The following is a 16384-nucleotide window of genomic DNA, read 5'->3' as shown; positions in this document are numbered from 1 at the left end:
CCAACGACATCAGCGGGCCCACGGGGAGGGCCGCCCCAAGATACGTGCGGGTCGGCCCGACGGATCAACGGCGTACCGAAAAAATTCCGGGCGGCGGTGGAGTGGAGTCGACGGCGTCCGCGTCGTGGACGACCGGCACACCACCGGCGAACCGGTCCAGCTCCGCGCCGGCCACCACCCGACCGGGGAACCAGTCCCCGGCAGCGCGCCGGGTCAGCTCCGGCACCGGCGGCGGCACCCGGCCGGCGACCAGCACCAGGTTGCCGTACCGCCGCCCGCGCAGCACCGCCGCGTCGCCCACCAGACAGGCGTGCGGCAGCACCTGGCGCACCGTGGCGACCTGGGCGCGGGCGTGCCGCAGCGGCGGGCCGTCGGCGAGGTTCGCCAGGTACCAGCCCGACGGGGCGAGCACCCGGGCCACCTCGGCGGCGTACTCCAGGCTGGTCAGGTGGGCGGGCGTACGGGCGCCGGCGAAGACGTCGGCGACCACCACGTCGTACGCGCCGTCGCGGGTGACGGCCAGCGTGGCGCGGGCGTCGGCGACCCGTACCTTCAGCCGGGGATCGGCCGCCCAGGGCAGCTCCCGACGGACCAGGTCGACCAGCGCGCCGTCCACCTCGGACACCCGCTGGGCGGACCCCGGACGGGTGGACTGCACGTACCGGGGCAGGGTCAGCGCACCGCCGCCCAGGTGCAGCACCCGCAGCGGCGCGCCGGCTGGGGCGAGCAGGTCGATCGCCGCGCCGAGCCGGCGGACGTACTCGAACTCCAGGTGGGCCGGGTCGTCGAGATCCACATGGGACTGCGGCGCGCCGTCCAGCAGCAGCGTCCACGAGCGGGGGCGGTCCGGATCGGGCACCAGCTCGGCCCGGCCGGTGTCGACCGGCACGACGACCCGGTCGTCGCCACGGCGGCGGCCCATCAGCGTCGCGCCCCGCGACCCCGGGTGGCCACGGTCAGCGCCCGGTGCAGCAGCCGGGCGTCGCCCAGCAGCGCGCGCAGCCGCCGCTCCAGCCCGGCGATCGGCACCAGGTTCTGCGGGGCGCGCGGGTCCTTGTACGGCGAGGAGGCGAACCGGGGCAGGGTGACCAGCGACAGGTCGGCCAGCGCGATCGCCTCCTGCGGCGGCAGCTCCGCCGAGCACTCCAGCCGGACGATGCCGGCCCAGGGCGCGCCCGCCGCGACCGGCAGGCGCAGGTACCACGACCAGCCGCCCCAGGCGGTGCCGAGGCGGAACACCGGCGACCGCTCGCCCGGACGCAGCCCGGTCACCACGGCCGTCAACCGGGCGTCGAGGTACTGGCTGTGCTGGGTCTTGATGTAGCCGAGGGTGCGCGGCAACTGCCGGCGGGCGCGCAGCGGACCGTCCACCACGAGCAGATCCCCGTCGGTACGGGCGGCGTCGGAGACCTCCACCTCCAGGGCGGTCAGCGGCGCCTGCACGGCGGTGGGCAGCTTGCTCAGCTCACCCGCCCCGCCGACCCGGTGCACCGGGTAGCGCACCCGCCCGCAGATCACCTCCTCGGCCGACGGGCTGGCGGTGAACAGGCCCCGCCCGACCTTCGCCCCGGCCAGCTCCGCCGCGCCGCGCTCCAGGTCGCAGCGGACCACCCCGGCCGCGTACGAGGCGGCGACGCCGGGGTACGAGGCGCCGTCGTCCTCGGCGGTCCAGACGCTGGCGTCGATCCGGCGTACCCCGTCGACGAGCAGCACCACGTCCGGTGCGCGCAGGCCCGGCCTGGGACCGATCGCCCGCCAGTCCACCGCGGGCAGTTCGACGTCCGCGTCGACCTGGGCGCTGCTCGGCGCGGCCGGTCCGCCCGGGGCCGCCTCGAAGGACGCGCCGTAGGACGGGTCCCAGGCGTCCACGAAGAGCCGCGGCCCGGTCACGTCGCCTCCGTCCGCACCGGCCGGCGGCCCGCCGCTCCGACGCCGCCCGCCACGACACCGCCCCGCCGCGCCGTCACAGCCCGGTCCGTTCGACGCGGGCCGTGCGGGCGTCCTTGCGGACCTCGTACCGGACCGGGATCCGCTCGGCCAGGGCCGGCACATGGGTGACCACGCCGACCATCCGGTCGCCCCGGGCGGCCAGGCTCTCCAGGGTTGCCGCCACGGTGTCCAGGGTGGCCGCGTCGAGCGTGCCGAAGCCCTCGTCGAGCACGATCGACTCCAGGCTCGCCGCGGTGGTGGACATTCCGGCGAGCTGTTCGGACAACGCCAGGGCCAGGGCCAGCGACGCCTGGAACGTCTCGCCGCCGGAGAGGGTGCGCACCGCCCGGCGCAGCCCCGCGTCGTGGTGGTCCACCACGAAGAACTCGCCCTTGTCGTGGACCAGGTCGTACTGCCCCTGGGAGAGTTCGCGCAGGATCCGGGAGGCCCCGTCGACCAGCAGGTCCAGCGCCTCGGCGAGCAGCCACCGTTCGAAGTTGTTGGCCCGCAGGTGCCCGGCCAGCGCCCGGGCGGTACGTGCCCGCCGTTCGTGCTCGGCCCGCTGTTCCCGCAGCTCACCGGCCTGCTCGCGGCGTTCCTGCAACCGCCGCCGCTCCGCCTCGGCACGCTCCGACGCCACCGCGACGGCCCGCACCGGGTCGTCGTCGGGCGGCAGCCCGGCGGTGGCGAGCAGCCCGGCGATCCGTTCCTCGACCGCCGTGGCGGCCGTCTCCGCCTCCACCACCGACGCGGCCAGCCCGACCCGCTCGGTACGCCGCTGCCGCACCTGCTCGCCGGCCCACCCGACCAGGGTGGCCCAGGCGCCCGCCACGTCGTCCCGGTCGGCGGCCGGCGGGCCGAACCGGGCCAGCCCGTCGCGGGCGGCGTCGAAGCCCCGCCAGGCCGCGCGCAGCCGATCCTCCGCCGTGTCCGACGCGCCCCTGGCCCGGCGGGCGGCGTCGCGGCCGGCCCGCACCGCCGTCGCGGCCTCGTCGAGGGCCCGGCGCAGCCGGGCGTGCTCGTCCAGCGCCGCGCGCAGCGCGGCCGGCGCGGCGGCCCCGGCGAGCTGGCCGTCCAGCTCGGACAGTCGGGCCGAGAGTTGGTCGGCGCGGGCGCGGGCGTGCACCAGCACCCGTTCCAGGTCCCGCGCGGCCGCGTCCCGCTCCTGGACCAACGCCTGCGCGGCCTTCGTGGCGGACCGGGCGGCCTTGCCGGCGGCGGTCGCCGCGGCCACCGCCGAGCCCGCCGGCACCGCCGGCACCCGGGCCACCGTCTGCTCGCAGACCGGGCAGGTCGCGCCGTCGGACAGGTGCGCCCGCAGCGCGACCGCCTGGTCGGTGGCCTTCGCCTCCTCGTGGGCGCGGAACGCCGCCTCCAGGTCGGCGTCGGCCCGCGCCGCCGCCTCGCGGGCCGTCGCCAGCGCCGCCACCGCCGCGTCGTGCTCGGCCTGCGCCGCGCCGACCGCCGCGCGGACCGTCTCGGCCTCACCGGCCAGCCGCTCCCGGTCGCCGTGCCCCCGCAGCAGCAGCCGCAGGGTGCTCTCGTCCCCGGCGGCGGCCAGTTCGCCGCGCAGCTTCTCCTCCCGCTCCTCGGCCAGCGCCACCGCGGCCGACGCCTCGTCGGCCGCCGCCCGCGCGGTGGCCACCGCCCGGGCCACCTCGGCCACCCCGTCCGGCGCGCGCACCCCGGCCAGCCCGGCCAGATCGGCGTCGAGGGCGGCCAGCGCCGCCGTCGCCTCCTGCGCCGCCGCCCGCGCCCGCTCCCGTTCGGGTACGGCGGCGGCGACCGCCCCGGACAGCTCCCGCATCCGCTCGACCTGGGCGGTGGCGGCGGCCAGCGCCGCGTCGTCGACGTCGGTCAGCCCGGCGAGCATCCGGTCGACCGCCTCCAGCTTCGCCTCGGCCTGCCCGGCCCGCTCGGTGGCGCGCTTCTGCACGTCCTCGTAGACGCCGAGGCCGAGCAGGTTGACCAGGATCTGCTGCCGGGTGGCCGGCTTGGCGTGCAGGAAGTCGGCGAACTGCCCCTGCGGCAGCACCACGCAGGAGGTGAACTGCTCGTACGGCAGCCCGACCGCCGCCAGCACCGCCTGCTCCATCTCGGCCGGGGTGCCGGCGACCACCTCGCCCAGGTCCTCCGGGCTCAGCCCGGTGTCGAGCTTGGTGACGTCGAAGCCGGGCGGCATCAGCTGCAACCCGGCGTTGGCGGTCTTGACGTTGCCCCGGCCGTCGCGGCGGACCACCCGGGTGGCGACGTAGCGGTCCCCGGCGGACTCGAAGACCAGCCGGACCCGGGCCTCGGTGGCCGACGGCGCGAGCGCGTTGGCCAGCCCCCGGGCCCCGCCCCAACGGGGCACCGTGCCGTACAGGGCGAAGCAGATCGCGTCCAGCACGGTGGACTTGCCGGAGCCGGTCGGGCCGACCAGCGCGAAGAAGTCGGCGTCGGTGAAGTCGACGGTGGTCTCGTCGCGGAAGACGGTGAAACCCGCCATGTCCAGCCGCATCGGGCGCATCAGCGATCCACCTCCTCGAAGATCTCGTCGAAGAGTTCCCGCACCCCGTCGTCGTCGTGGCCCCGGCTGTCCAGGTAGTCGGCGAAGAGCTCGCGTGGGGAACGGCCGGCCCGCTGCGCCATCCGGGCCCCGCTGCCCGGCGCGGGCACCAGCTCCGGGTCGATCCGGATCTCCAGCGCGCGGGGGAGCAGCTCCTGCACCTCCTCGCGCAGCCCGGCCCGGGGCTGCTCCCGGACGTAGACCCGCAGCCAGCCCTCCGGCGGGGTCGCCTCGGCGAGCTGGGCGAGGGTGCCCCGGACGGTACGCAACGGCACCGCCGCCGGCACCGGCACCTCCCGCACCTGGGCGGCGGTGCGGGCGGTGACCTCGACCATCGTCACCGAGGGGACGTTCTCCTGCTCGCCGAAGTCCACCGCGATCGGGCTGCCGCTGTAGCGCACCGGGCAGGGCCCGTTCACCCGCTGCGAGCGGTGCAGGTGGCCCAGCGCCACGTAGTGGGCGGTGCCGGGGAAGACCGTCGCCGGGACGGCGTAGCCGAGCACGGTGTGCGCGTCCCGCTCGCCGCCGCCGGTGCTCGCCCCGACCACGGTCAGGTGGGCGGTGACCAGGTGCACCCGGTCCGGCTCGGTGAAGCCCTCGGTGAGCCGGGTCAGCACCCGGCCCAGGTGGTCGGCGTACGTCTGGGTCGCCTCGGCGGCGGTCAGCTCGTACATCTCCACCGCGCGCACGGCGTACCGCTGGGACAGGAACGGCAGCGCGGCGAGCTGCCAGCGTTCGCCGTCGCGGGTCACCCCGTCGACGACGTGCTCGGCCGGACTGGCCAGGACGCTGCCGCGCAGGGTGATGCCGGCGGCCTCGGCCCAGGGGCGCAGCGCGTCGAGGGCCTGGCCGTTGTCGTGGTTGCCGCCGATCGCCACCACGTCCGCCCCGGTGCGCCGCAACGCGGTCAGCGCCCGGGTGACCAGCCGGGTCGCCTCCGGCGTCGGGGCGGCGGTGTCGTACAGGTCGCCGGCGACGATCACCAGGTCGGGACGTTCGGCGACGGCGATCTCGATGACGTTGGCGAGCACCTGCTTGTGCTCGTCGACCCGGGACTGGCCCTTGAGCACCTTGCCGACGTGCCAGTCCGAGGTGTGCAGGATCTTCATGTTGACCAGCCCCTAGAACGGGATGTCGTCGTCGGACGAGCCCGAGCCGACCACGGCGAACGGGTCGGCCGACTGGGTGATCGAGCGCAGCGTCTGCGACGGCGGCCGGCCCGCCTCGGAGACCCGGGTCGCCCACGCCGGGAAGGGGAACTCCAGGCAGAGCGGGACCGGGATGTCCGGCTGGTTGACGAACATGGTGCCCGGCTTGGCCAGCAGCGCCCGCTGGCGCTGGGCCGGCGGGAGGAAGCCGTACTCCGGGCGGGACGCCTCGGCCGGGTCGAGCCGGCCGACCACCCGGATCGCCGAGTTGGTCACGATCCGCCGTTCCACCTCGCTCGCCGTCTGCTGCGCGCCGACCAGGATCACGCCGAGGGACCGGCCCCGCTCGGCGATGTCGAGCAGCACCTCCTTGATCGGGGAGGAGCCCTCGCGCGGGGCGTACTTGTTGAGCTCGTCGAGGACGACGAAGAGCAGCGGCTTGGCGGTGCCGGCCTTCTCCTTGCGCTCGAACTCGCTCTTGAGCGTCACACCGACCACGAAGCGCTGCGCGCGGTCGGGCAGGTTGTGCAGGTCGACCACGGTGACCTGGGCGCTCTCCGCGGTGTTGATGCTGTGCGGGCGGCGGGTGGCCAGGTCGCCCCGGATCAGCCGGCCCAGGTCCTTCTTGCTGCCGATCAGCCGGCGGGCGAAGGCGTTGACGGTGCCCAGGCCGACCGCGCCGCCCGCCCAGTCGCCCCGGGTCTCGTCGTCGTTGAGCTGCTCGACGACGTGGTCGACCAGGTCGGCGTACGACCCCAGCCGGACCCCGTCGATGCTCACCCCGCCGTCGGCGGGCTGGGCGTACCGCGCCAGGTGGGCGGCGACCGAGTGGACCACCATCGTGTACTGCTGGCGTTCGTCGTCGGCGTCGGCGAAGACGTACGGCAGGAGCCGGTCCGCGCAGAATTCGCTCAGCGTCCAGTAGAAGCTGTCCACGCCGGTGAGCCGGCTGCTCACGTCGGGGGTGCCGGAGGAGTCGCCGACCCGGGGCGGGGCGTACACCCGCACGTCGGGGAAGGCGCCGGCGTCCAGCCCGAGCTTCGCGTACGCCGCCCGGGTGGGGTCGTCGAGCCGGGCGTTGGGGTGATCGAGGAAGAGCAGGTCCTCGCCCTTGACGTTGAAGATCAACGCCTTGGCGTTGACCGCGTCGCCGCCGAGCACCCCGGAGCGGAAGACCGAGTAGAGCAGGAAGGTGGCGAAGCTGGTCTTGGTGGCCACGCCGGAGATGCCGGAGATGGAGACGTGCGCGCCCCGGGTGCCGTCGAGGAAGTCGGCGTTGAGGTAGACCGGGACGCCGTCGCGCCCCATGCCCATCGGGATCCGCCGTTCCATCCGGTCGAAGTGCAGCGCCCGGGCCCGGGCGTCGCCCTCGGCCCGGAACACCGCCGCGCCCGGCGTGGGTGGCACGTAGAGCTCGGGGTCGACCCGGGTGGTGGTGACCTCGGCCGCCTCCTGCACCTGGGCGGGGAGGGTGCCGTCGGCGATGGCGAAGACGTCCGAGTCGAACTGGGCGCCCTCGTGCCGCGCCCGGACCTGGGTGACCACTCCGGCGATGGTCACCGGCTCCCGGTCGGGCAGCTCGCGGCGGGTGACCACCACGTCGTCGAGCTGGAGGTAGCTGCCGGGGGAGACGGCCGTCCAGAAGGTCAGCGGGGTGGCGTCTGCGGTGCCGAGCACGCGGCCGACCGCCTCGCCCGGGCCGTCGAGCAGGTCGTCGGTCATCGGAGGGCTCCGGTCAGCTGCTCGTCTCGGTCAGGGCGCACGCCCTGCATCCTGCCCGAGGGGTACGACACACCGCCACGCGACGCGGCGGACGCCACCCGCGTCCCCGCCCGGCCCGGCCGGTCCGGAGTAGATCGTGTACGCAGAGTGGTGGGAAAGTCGACGCCCGGCTCGGGGCCTTCGCCAGTGGCCCGCCCGTGGCCGCCCTCCGCGTCGCCGGCGCCTGCTCCGTGCGGCCGATTCCGCTGAACCTGCTGCGGTGACCGTGGCCAGGGGTGATCCTGCTTGCGAAGCCCCGGGTGCCGGTGAGGAGGTGCAGTGGGTTGCAGAACGCCCGTACCCGGTCCGTGGCGCTGCTGGCCATCGCCGCCGGACTGCCGGCGGTGGAGGCGTTGATCCTCGCCGCCCTGAGCTTCCGGGCCGCGCTCGGACTGACCCCCCAGGTCACCGCCGTCTGGCCGTACGACACGTACCACGATCTGCGCTGGCTGCTGGTCTACCACGACTCGTGGCTGGGATTCGCCGTCGGCCTGGTGGCCGTGGTGGTGGCTCGGGGTGTGCTCACCGCCGTGCTGATCATGCTGGCCTGGCCCGACGGCACAGCTCCCTCGCTGCGGTGGCTGATCTGGCGCAACGTGCGGATCTCGGCACTGGTCGTCATGATCATCTCACCCTGGGCGATGCTCGCCGTGGCCGCCGCGGGCGTGTCGTTGTCCTGGTACCTGCTCGCCTCGCTGCTCCCGCTGTTGCTGCTCTCCCCGTTCCTGCAGCGGGCCGGTGTGGTGCGGCAGTGGTGGCGGGGGCTGCCCACGATCGAGCTGACCGGCTGGACGCTGCTCAACTTCGCCGTCCTCACCGTCGCCGGCGCCGTCACCTCCAGCGGCATCGGCTGGCTGGTCGTGCCGGCGGCCGCGGTGGCCGGAGCGGCCAACGGGTTGCTCTGGCAGCGGACCGTGCGCGCTGCCGTCCGGCCGGCACGCGTCCGCTGGGCGCGGGTGCCGGTGGCGCCGGTGGCCGTGGTCGGTGTCTTCGTCGCGGCCTTCGTCGCACAGAACGTCATCGGCATCTCCGCGGGCGTCCGCCGCCCGTGGCGCCCGCCGGTGCTCAGCGAGACCCTGCCCGGCACCGTCGACCACGCGGTGATCGTGCTCGCCGGCTACGGCTCGTCCTACGCCGGCGAACCGGCGGCCGACCGCAACGTCGAGCGCTTCTCCTACCGCGGTCTGGACGACCAGGAGCGTCCCCTGCCGTACGCGCCGACGGACACCCAGCAGTCGTTGCAGACCAGCGCCGAGGTGCTCGCCGCGCACGTCGACGCGCTGCACCGGCGGACCGGCCGGCGGGTGGCCCTGGTGGGACAGAGCGAAGGAGCCATGGTGGTGCGGACCTTCCTGGAGATCCGGCGGCACCCGGCGGTGGACACCGCGCTGCTGTTCAGCCCGCTCGTCCAGCCGGGCCGCGCCTACTACCCGCCGCCCGGCGAGTCGACCGGCTGGGGCGTGGTCACCGGCTGGGGGCTGCGCGGCATCTTCGCCCTGGCCAGTGCGACCAAGCAGACCAAGGACGATCCGGATGAGCCGTTCGTCCGGTCGATCCTCGACAACGCGCCCTTCTACCGCAACCGTTCGCTCTGCGAGGTCCCCGGAGTGCGCATCGTGGCCTTCCTGCCGACGGTCACCGCCGCCGAGGCGCCCCCGGGCGAGTACACCCGGGTGCCGGTCTTCCAGATACCGGCCTTCCACGGCGGCGTCATCGGTCGGGCGGTGGCTCAGGACCGGCTGGTGGACACCCTCTCCGGGGAGGCGGTGAGCCTGCGGCGCAGTGAGTACGCTCCGTTCCAGCGCCTCGCCGCCGGCTGGCAGGCGCCGCCGCTGCTGTTGTCCGTCAATCCGGTGTGGCGCGGTTCCGACCAGGCCGACCCGGCGCTCACCGGCCGGATCTGCGAGTCCGGCTGACCGGCCGCCAGGCCCGGCGCTCAGCTCGGCGGGGTCGACCGCCGTCTCGCACCCGTGGTCGCGACGGCGGTTCAGGCGCGGGTCCGCCGCCCGGGCCGGCCACCCGGGAGACGCCGGTTTCGGACCAGGACCACCACGGCGGCGATCTCGAAGCCCACCGCGAGCAGCTCGCGCAGCGGATCGTAGGGCAGGAACAACAGGTCGGCCACCGAACCGGCGGCGACCGCGCCGAGGCCGAGCACCGTGGCCCAGCGCGGCCCCAGGGCGATCACCAGCCCGGCGACCAGGGCCGCGAGGCCGATGAGCAGGTGCAGCCTGCCCCAGGCGGCGGTGTGCAGGTGGACCATCTCCCGGTTGGTCATGACCACGTACGGCTCGGCGCGTGTCGTCGCGAAGCCGGCGAGGAAGTCCAGCAGGCCGGCGGCGCCCACCAGCGCGCCGGCCAGCAGCGCCGGACGGCGGTTCTCCACGACGGTCCCGGCCGCCCTGTCGGGCCGGCCCGTTCTCCGCCGCCCGCCGCGATCCTGCGGCGCCCCGGCACCGGGTCCGCGCCCGGCGGCCGGTGGATCGGCCCCACCCTCCGCGCTCATCTGCTCCTCACCGCGCCCACGTTCCGTGGCTGCCCCGTTCCGGTCGGTCGATCGGGCAGGACCGGTGACTCCAGGCTATGGGGTTTCGACGTGGGCCGCCGGGCTTCGCGGGCTGTCCGCGCAGGTCCTTCGCCGTGCTGGTGTTCAGCGGGTGTAACGCAGCATCAGGCTTCCGTCGCCGGCTGCCAGCACGTGCCGTAGCGGCAGGTCACGCGGGGGGCTCGGCTCGCCGGCGGTGATCCGGCCCGGGCCGGCCCCCGCCAGCAGCGGGGCGACGGTGAGGCAGACCTCGTCCACCAGGTCGGCGGCGGTGAGCGCGCCGAACAGGTGCGGACCGCCCTCGCAGAGCAGCTGGTCGAGACCGCGGCGACGCAGCTCGGCCAGGCCGGCGGCGAGGTCGACCCGGTCGTCGCCGCAGCGCACCACCTCCGCCACCTCGGCCAGCCCGGGTGGCGCCTGCGCGTCGACCCGGGTCAGCACGACCGGCCGGACCGGCGCGCCGGCGAACGCGGCCTGGGCCGGGTCGAGCCCCAGGGAGCCGGAGACCACCACCAGGGTGGGGTACTCGGCCAGGCCGTGCTCCCGCCGCCAGGCCCGGCGCGGTTCGCTCAGCCGCACCGCCCGGTAGCCCTCGTGCCGCAGCGTGCCGGCGGCCACCACCAGCCCGTCGCAGAGCATCCGGAGCAGGCCGAAGACCCGCTTGTCCGGCTCGCCGGAGAGCCCGGCGGAGTAGCCCTGGAGGGTCACCGCGCCGTCTAGGCTGGCCACGAAGTTCACCCGCAGGTGAGGACCCTCGGCGCGGCCGTAGAGCGCGGTCAGCTCCGCGTCGTCCAACGGCGGGGAGGCGGGCGCCGGCCAGATCCGGCGGATCGACATCTCGCCGCTCATTCGCCGGCCGGACCGGTGACCGGAGGGGTGGGTCCGGGGGTACGGTGCTGACAGTCGCACCACTTCCGGCCGGGGCAGCGGTCGTGCCGCCGGTCCCGGCAGGCTCGGCAGATCATGCCGGCAGCCTATGCGGTGGGAGGAGGGGGCAGCATGCCACGTCAGATCTTCCAGCTGAAGATGTCCCTCGCCGGGGTGCGCCCGCCGGTCTGGCGGCGGGTGCTGGTCCCCGGTGGTTACACCCTGGACCGGCTGCACCGGGTGGTGCAGCACGCCATGGGGTGGCGGGACTGCCACCTGCACTCGTTCGAGATCGACGGCACGCGGTACGGCGAACCCGACCCGGACGGCGAGCTGTCGCTGCGCGACGAACTGGACAGCCGCCTCGACGCGGTGGTCGGCAAGGGCGGCCGGTTGCGCTACACCTACGACTTCGGCGACTGGTGGGAGCACGACCTCGTGGTCGAGGACGTACTCACCGCCGAGGAGGTCGAGCGCTACCCGGTCTGCCTCGACGGGGCGCGGGCCTGCCCGCCGGAGGACGTCGGTGGCCCGGCCGGCTACGCCGTGCTGCTGAGCGCGCTCGCCGATCCGACGCATCCCGAGCACGAGGCGATGTGGGAGTGGGCCGGGCCCGGCTTCGACCCGGAGGTCTTCGACCCGGGCCGCGCCAGCACGCTGCTGCGCCGCTTCTGCTGAACCGCCGGCACCACCCGGAGCGCGGGAACCGCCATCGGCGGTAACGATCTGGGAACGCTCCCAACGGTCTATTGACACCCCTGTCATGCCCCGGCAATCTCATGGGAGCGTTCCCATGAGCGTGCTGCGGGTCACCCCGCAGCCGCCCGCCGGCCGGCCCGGCGCGGGAGCGCGAACAGCACCCCCCACCACACCCAAACCCAGCCTCACCACTGAAAGAGGGGTCAGGATGAGCGTCACCACGCGGCGTACCCGCCTTGCGGCCGCCGCCCTGGCCGCAGTCACCGCCATCGGCGGTCTCGCGGCCTGCGGCAACGACGACGACGCCACGGAGTCCGGCGGCAAGCCCGCCAAGCTGGTCGTGGACACCTTCGGCGAGTTCGGATACGACGAGATCGTCAAGCAGTACGAGAAGGACACCGGCATCAAGGTCGAGCTGCGCAAGACCGCGCAGCTCAACGAGTACCGCCCGAAGATCGTGCGGGCGCTCGCCACCGGCAAGGGCGCGGCGGACGTCGTCGCCCTGGAGGAGGGCATCCTCAACGAGTTCAAGGCCAACCCGGCGAACTGGGCCGACCTCGGCCCCCTGGTGTCCGACCACAGCAAGGACTACCTGCCCTGGAAGTGGGAGCTCGGCAAGGCGCCGGACGGCCGGCTGATCGGCCTGCCGACCGACGTCGGCTCGCTGGCGGTCTGCTACCGCCGCGACCTCTTCGAGGCGGCCAAGCTGCCGACCGAGCGGGACCAGGTCGCGGCCCTCTGGCCGGACTGGAACGCCTTCATCGAGACCGGCAAGAAGTACCGCGCCGCGACCGGCAAGGGCCTGCTGGACTCGGTCACCACCGCCTCCAGCGCGGTGATGTTCCAGCAGGGCGGCGACCTGTTCTACGACAAGCAGGACAACGTCATCGCCGACACCAGCGCCTCGGTGAAGACCGCCTGGGACACCGCGATCGCGATGGCCGACGCCAACATCACCGCCGAGACGGCCACCTGGTCGCCGGAGTGGTCCGCCGGCTTCAAGCAGGGCACCTTCGCGGCGACCTTCTGCCCGTCCTGGATGCTCGGCATCGTCCAGGAGAACTCCGGGCCGGAGAACAAGGGCAAGTGGGACGTGGCGCCGGTCCCCGGCGGCGCGGGCAACTGGGGCGGCTCCTGGCTCGCCGTGCCGACCCAGAGCAAGCACCCGAAGGAGGCGGCGAAGCTCGCCGAGTACCTGACCAACGCGCAGAACCAGGTGGCGGCGTTCAAGGCCAAGGGCCCGCTGCCGACCAACCTGGAGGCGCTGAAGAACCCGGAGTTCCTCGCCTACACCAACGAGTACTTCAACAACGCGCCGACCGGCAAGATCTTCGGTGACAGCGTCGCCAAGATCCAGCCGCTGCACCTCGGCCCGAAGCACCAGGCGGTGAAGGAGAACGCCTTCGAGCCGGCGCTGCGGTCGTACGAGAGCGGGCAGTCGTCCAAGGACAAGGCCTGGGAGCAGTTCACCAAGGACGCCAAGACCCAGGGCGCCTTCTGAGCACTGATCCACCACCGGCGGTGGCGTCCGGGTCTCCCGGGCGCCACCGGCGGCGTCCCGTTCCACGTACCGCCCGCCTCACCGGCCCCGCCGGCGCCGGGAAAGGACACCCCATGAGCCTGTCGGCCACGAGCGCGCCGCCGTCACCGGCCGCGCCGCCGCCTCCTCCCACCCGGCGCCGGAGCCGGGCGTTGACGCTCAACCGCCTCGACCTCAAGGTCTCCCCGTACCTCTACATCGCCCCGTTCTTCGTGCTGTTCTCGATCTTCGGGCTCTACCCGATGCTCCGTACCGCCTGGATGTCGCTGCACGACTGGAACCTCATCGGCGAGCACAGCTTCATCGGGTTCGACAACTACACCCGGCTCTTCACCGACGAGTACTTCTGGAACGCCACGGTCAACACGTTCGGCATCTTCCTGCTGTCGACCGTCCCGCAGCTGCTGCTGGCGCTCTTCCTGGCGACCCTGCTCAACCGCACGTTCCTGCGCGCCCGCACGTTCTTCCGGATGGCCATCTTCATGCCGAACGTGGTCTCCGTCGCCGCCGTGGCGATCGTCTTCGGCATGCTCTTCCAGCGCGACTTCGGCCTGTTCAACTGGCTGCTCGGCCTGGTCGGCGTCGACCCGGTCGACTGGGACGCGCAGAAGTGGAGCTCCTGGACCGCCATCTCGTCCATGGTCAACTGGCGCTGGACCGGCTACAACACGCTGATCCTGCTCGCCGGCATGCAGGCGATCCCGAAGGACCTCTACGAGGCGGCGGCGATCGATGGGGCCAGCCAGTGGAAGCAGTTCTGGCGGATCACCCTGCCGATGCTCACCCCGACCTTCGTCTTCGTGGTCACCCTCTCCACCATCGGTGGGCTCCAGCTCTTCACCGAGCCGCTCGTCTTCGCCAACGGCAACATCATCGGTGGGGACCAGCGCGAGTTCCAGACGCTGGCGATGTACATGTACGAACTGGGCATCGAGAACCTGAACACCGCCGGGTACGGCGCCGCGGTGGCCTGGGCGATGTTCGTGATGATCGCCCTGGTCTCACTGGTGAACTTCCTGCTCGTCCGCCGTACGGTCAAGTGAGGAGCGACCCGTGAACTCGGCTTCCCAGCGCCTCTGGCGCACCAGCCCGCTGATGTACGTGGCCCTCGTGCTGGCGGTGCTCTTCTCGATCTACCCCTTCTACTACATGGTGGTCATCGCCACCCGCAGCCTGGACTCGATCAACGACGTGCCCCCGCCGATCACCCCGGCCGGCTCGTTCGGCGACAACTTCGGCCGGGCGCTCGACAACGAGGCGGCGAACTTCCTCACCGGTCTGGTCAACTCGCTGATCGTCTCCACGGTGGTGACCGTCTCCGTGGTGATCACCGGCTCGCTGGCCGGCTTCGCCTTCGCCAAGCTGCGCTTCCGGGGCCGCAACATCCTGCTGCTGGCGATCATCGTGACCATGATGATCCCGACCCAGCTCGGCCTCATCCCGCTCTGGGGCATGATCCAGGACTTCGGCTGGTACGACACCCTCTACGCGGTGACCGTGCCCTTCCTGGTCAGCGCGTTCGGCGTGTTCATGATGCGGCAGTACGCCATCCAGGCCATCTCCGACGAGCTGATCGAGGCGGGCCGGGTCGACGGGGCCAGCACCTTCCGGATCTACTGGAACATCGTGCTGCCCGCGCTGCGCCCGGCCGCCGCCGTGCTCGGCCTGCTCACCTTCATGGAGACCTGGAACTCCTACCTGTGGCCGTACGCCGTGCTCACCCCCGAGAACCCGACCCTGCAGGTGTCGCTGGCGTTCCTCTCGTACGCCTACTACACCGACTACTCGCAGGTGTTCGCCGCGACCGCCGTCGGCACAGTGCCGTTGGTGATCGTGTTCATCCTGTTCGGCCGCCAGATCATCGGCGGGATCATGGAAGGTGCCGTCAAGTCGTGAGCAACCCGAGCCATCCGCCCGCAGTCGGCGTACTCGACCAGGGGCCGGAACTGACCTTCCCGCCCGGCTTCCTGTGGGGCGCGGCGACCGCCGCGTACCAGATCGAGGGGGCGGCCACCGAGGGTGGCCGTGCCCCGTCGATCTGGGACACGTTCAGCCACACCGAAGGGCGGGTGGTCGCCGGGCACACCGGGGACGTGGCCTGCGACCACTACCACCGGATGCCCGACGACGTCCGGCTGATGGCCGACCTGGGCCTGAAGTCGTACCGGTTCTCGGTGTCCTGGCCGCGGGTGCAGCCGGGCGGCTCGGGCCCGGCCAACGCCGAGGGCCTGGACTTCTACCGGCGACTCGTCGACGAACTGCTGGCGAACGGGATCGAGCCCTGGCTGACCCTCTACCACTGGGACCTGCCCCAGCCGTTGGAGGACGCCGGGGGCTGGCCGGCCCGGGACACCGCGGGCCGCTTCGCCGACTACGCCCAACTCGTCGCCGACGCCCTCGGCGACCGGGTGAAGTACTGGACCACGCTCAACGAGCCGTGGTGCTCGGCGTTCCTCGGCTACGGCTCGGGCGTGCACGCCCCCGGCCGCTCGGACGGGGCGGACGCGGTCCGCGCCGGCCACCACCTGATGCTCGGGCACGGCCTCGCGGTGCAGGCGCTGCGCGCCAGCCGGCCGCAGGCACAGCTCGGCATCACGGTCAACCTGTACCCGGTCACCCCGGCCAGCGACGCCCCCGGCGACGTCGACGCCGCCCGCCGGATCGACGCGCTGGCCAACCGGTTCTTCCTCGACCCGGTGCTGCGCGGGTCGTACCCGGCCGACCTCGCCGGCGACCTGCGGGAGGTCACCGACTTCGGGCACGTCCGCGACGGCGACCTGGCGGTCATCTCCACCCCCCTGGACCTGGTCGGCGTCAACTACTACAGCCGGCACGTGGTGGCCGCCCCGGTCGAGGGGGCCGAGCCGGAGAAGTACTGGCGGGCCCCTTCGTGCTGGCCGGGCAGCGAGGACGTCCGGTTCGTCACCCGTGGCGTGCCGGTCACCGACATGGACTGGGAGATCGACGCCCCGGGTCTGGTGGAGACGCTGCGCCGGGTGCACGAGGAGTACACCGACCTCCCGCTGTACGTCACCGAGAACGGCTCCGCCTTCGTCGACACGGTGGTGGACGGGCGGGTCGACGACGTCGACCGGCTCGGCTACTTCGACGCCCACCTGCGGGCTTCGCACGAGGCGATCGAGGCCGGGGTACCCCTGCGGGGCTACTTCGCCTGGTCGCTGATGGATAATTTCGAATGGGCCTGGGGTTACACCAAGCGGTTCGGGATGGTCTGGGTCGACTACGACACCCAGGCCCGTATCCCCAAGTCCAGCGCCAGGTGGTACGCCGAGGTGATCCGACGCAACGGTCTGGCCGCACAATAGGCGAAGGCCAGCAGCATTCCG

The 16384-nt window shown here is 73.4% G+C and carries 13 protein-coding genes; 6 read left to right on the top strand and 7 right to left on the bottom strand.

Going from position 1 to position 16384, the window contains the following annotated elements; genetic code table 11:
* Window positions 1-64: 64 nt before the first annotated feature.
* The 5 genes from GA0070560_RS12365 to GA0070560_RS12345 form a co-directional block, all read right to left on the bottom strand.
* Complete coding sequence (locus GA0070560_RS12365) at window positions 65-922, bottom strand: spermidine synthase (RefSeq protein ID WP_091295184.1); 858 nt, start codon at window positions 920-922, stop codon at window positions 65-67.
* The gene (locus GA0070560_RS12360; RefSeq protein ID WP_091295180.1) at window positions 922-1890 is read right to left on the bottom strand and encodes a hypothetical protein; all 969 of its coding nucleotides are present in this window, start codon (window positions 1888-1890) and stop codon (window positions 922-924) included. The genes GA0070560_RS12365 and GA0070560_RS12360 overlap by 1 nt, the downstream gene beginning before the upstream one ends.
* A 73-nt stretch (window positions 1891-1963) precedes the next feature.
* Window positions 1964-4438 carry an AAA family ATPase gene (locus GA0070560_RS12355; protein ID WP_091295177.1) on the bottom strand — a complete coding sequence of 825 codons (2475 nt, stop codon included), beginning with the start codon at window positions 4436-4438 and terminating at the stop codon, window positions 1964-1966.
* Window positions 4438-5586: an exonuclease SbcCD subunit D gene (locus tag GA0070560_RS12350; protein ID WP_091295174.1), complete on the bottom strand. Its 1149-nt coding sequence runs from the start codon at window positions 5584-5586 to the stop codon at window positions 4438-4440. The genes GA0070560_RS12355 and GA0070560_RS12350 overlap by 1 nt, the downstream gene beginning before the upstream one ends.
* 12 nt (window positions 5587-5598) lie before the next feature.
* Window positions 5599-7347 carry an ATP-binding protein gene (locus tag GA0070560_RS12345; protein ID WP_091295170.1) on the bottom strand — a complete coding sequence of 583 codons (1749 nt, stop codon included), beginning with the start codon at window positions 7345-7347 and terminating at the stop codon, window positions 5599-5601.
* Between the two features lie 323 nt (window positions 7348-7670).
* On the opposite strand from GA0070560_RS12345, the gene GA0070560_RS12340 reads away from it, so the two are divergent.
* A complete protein-coding gene (locus tag GA0070560_RS12340) occupies window positions 7671-9302 on the top strand; it encodes a hypothetical protein (RefSeq protein ID WP_245675489.1) in 1632 nt (543 codons plus the stop codon).
* 71 nt (window positions 9303-9373) lie between these two features.
* Here GA0070560_RS12340 and GA0070560_RS12335 read toward each other — a convergent pair whose 3' ends face one another.
* Complete coding sequence (locus tag GA0070560_RS12335; protein WP_091295167.1) at window positions 9374-9772, bottom strand: DUF7144 family membrane protein; 399 nt, start codon at window positions 9770-9772, stop codon at window positions 9374-9376.
* 264 nt (window positions 9773-10036) lie between these two features.
* Window positions 10037-10780, bottom strand: a complete 744-nt coding sequence (locus GA0070560_RS12330; protein ID WP_091295164.1) for a pyrimidine reductase family protein — start codon at window positions 10778-10780, stop codon at window positions 10037-10039.
* Between the two features lie 150 nt (window positions 10781-10930).
* Between GA0070560_RS12330 and GA0070560_RS12325 the strand changes: the two genes are divergently transcribed.
* The 5 genes from GA0070560_RS12325 (at window position 10931) to GA0070560_RS12305 (ending at window position 16363) form a co-directional block, all read left to right on the top strand.
* A complete protein-coding gene (locus GA0070560_RS12325) occupies window positions 10931-11476 on the top strand; it encodes a plasmid pRiA4b ORF-3 family protein (protein WP_091295160.1) in 546 nt (181 codons plus the stop codon).
* Between the two features lie 229 nt (window positions 11477-11705).
* Entirely contained in the window at window positions 11706-12998 is a 1293-nt protein-coding gene (locus GA0070560_RS12320) for an ABC transporter substrate-binding protein (RefSeq protein ID WP_091295158.1), read from the top strand.
* A gap of 113 nt (window positions 12999-13111) precedes the next feature.
* The gene (locus GA0070560_RS12315) at window positions 13112-14080 is read left to right on the top strand and encodes a carbohydrate ABC transporter permease (RefSeq protein WP_091295156.1); all 969 of its coding nucleotides are present in this window, start codon (window positions 13112-13114) and stop codon (window positions 14078-14080) included.
* Window positions 14081-14090: 10 nt separating this feature from the next.
* On the top strand, window positions 14091-14933 hold the full coding sequence (locus tag GA0070560_RS12310; protein ID WP_091295153.1) for a carbohydrate ABC transporter permease: 843 nt from the start codon (window positions 14091-14093) through the stop codon (window positions 14931-14933).
* Window positions 14930-16363, top strand: coding sequence for a GH1 family beta-glucosidase (locus GA0070560_RS12305; protein ID WP_091295150.1), 1434 nt, complete (start codon window positions 14930-14932; stop codon window positions 16361-16363). The genes GA0070560_RS12310 and GA0070560_RS12305 overlap by 4 nt, the downstream gene beginning before the upstream one ends.
* Window positions 16364-16384 lie beyond the last annotated feature (21 nt).

The organism is Micromonospora halophytica (assembly GCF_900090245.1).
GTDB classification, from domain to species: domain Bacteria; phylum Actinomycetota; class Actinomycetes; order Mycobacteriales; family Micromonosporaceae; genus Micromonospora; species Micromonospora halophytica.
Note: the sequence above shows the minus strand (reverse complement) of the source record. Positions and strands in the feature narration are given on the sequence as shown.

What these genes read in the sequence shown, in the direction of transcription:
- GA0070560_RS12350 (WP_091295174.1), bottom strand. Translation starts at nt 5,586, where the DNA reads ATGAAGATCCTGCACACCTCGGACTGGCACGTCGGCAAGGTGCTCAAG.
- GA0070560_RS12330 (WP_091295164.1), bottom strand. Translation starts at nt 10,780, where the DNA reads ATGAGCGGCGAGATGTCGATCCGCCGGATCTGGCCGGCGCCCGCCTCC.
- GA0070560_RS12320 (WP_091295158.1), top strand. Translation starts at nt 11,706, where the DNA reads ATGAGCGTCACCACGCGGCGTACCCGCCTTGCGGCCGCCGCCCTGGCC.
- GA0070560_RS12355 (WP_091295177.1), bottom strand. Translation starts at nt 4,438, where the DNA reads ATGCGCCCGATGCGGCTGGACATGGCGGGTTTCACCGTCTTCCGCGAC.
- GA0070560_RS12325 (WP_091295160.1), top strand. Translation starts at nt 10,931, where the DNA reads ATGCCACGTCAGATCTTCCAGCTGAAGATGTCCCTCGCCGGGGTGCGC.
- GA0070560_RS12315 (WP_091295156.1), top strand. Translation starts at nt 13,112, where the DNA reads ATGAGCCTGTCGGCCACGAGCGCGCCGCCGTCACCGGCCGCGCCGCCG.
- GA0070560_RS12365 (WP_091295184.1), bottom strand. Translation starts at nt 922, where the DNA reads ATGGGCCGCCGCCGTGGCGACGACCGGGTCGTCGTGCCGGTCGACACC.
- GA0070560_RS12345 (WP_091295170.1), bottom strand. Translation starts at nt 7,347, where the DNA reads ATGACCGACGACCTGCTCGACGGCCCGGGCGAGGCGGTCGGCCGCGTG.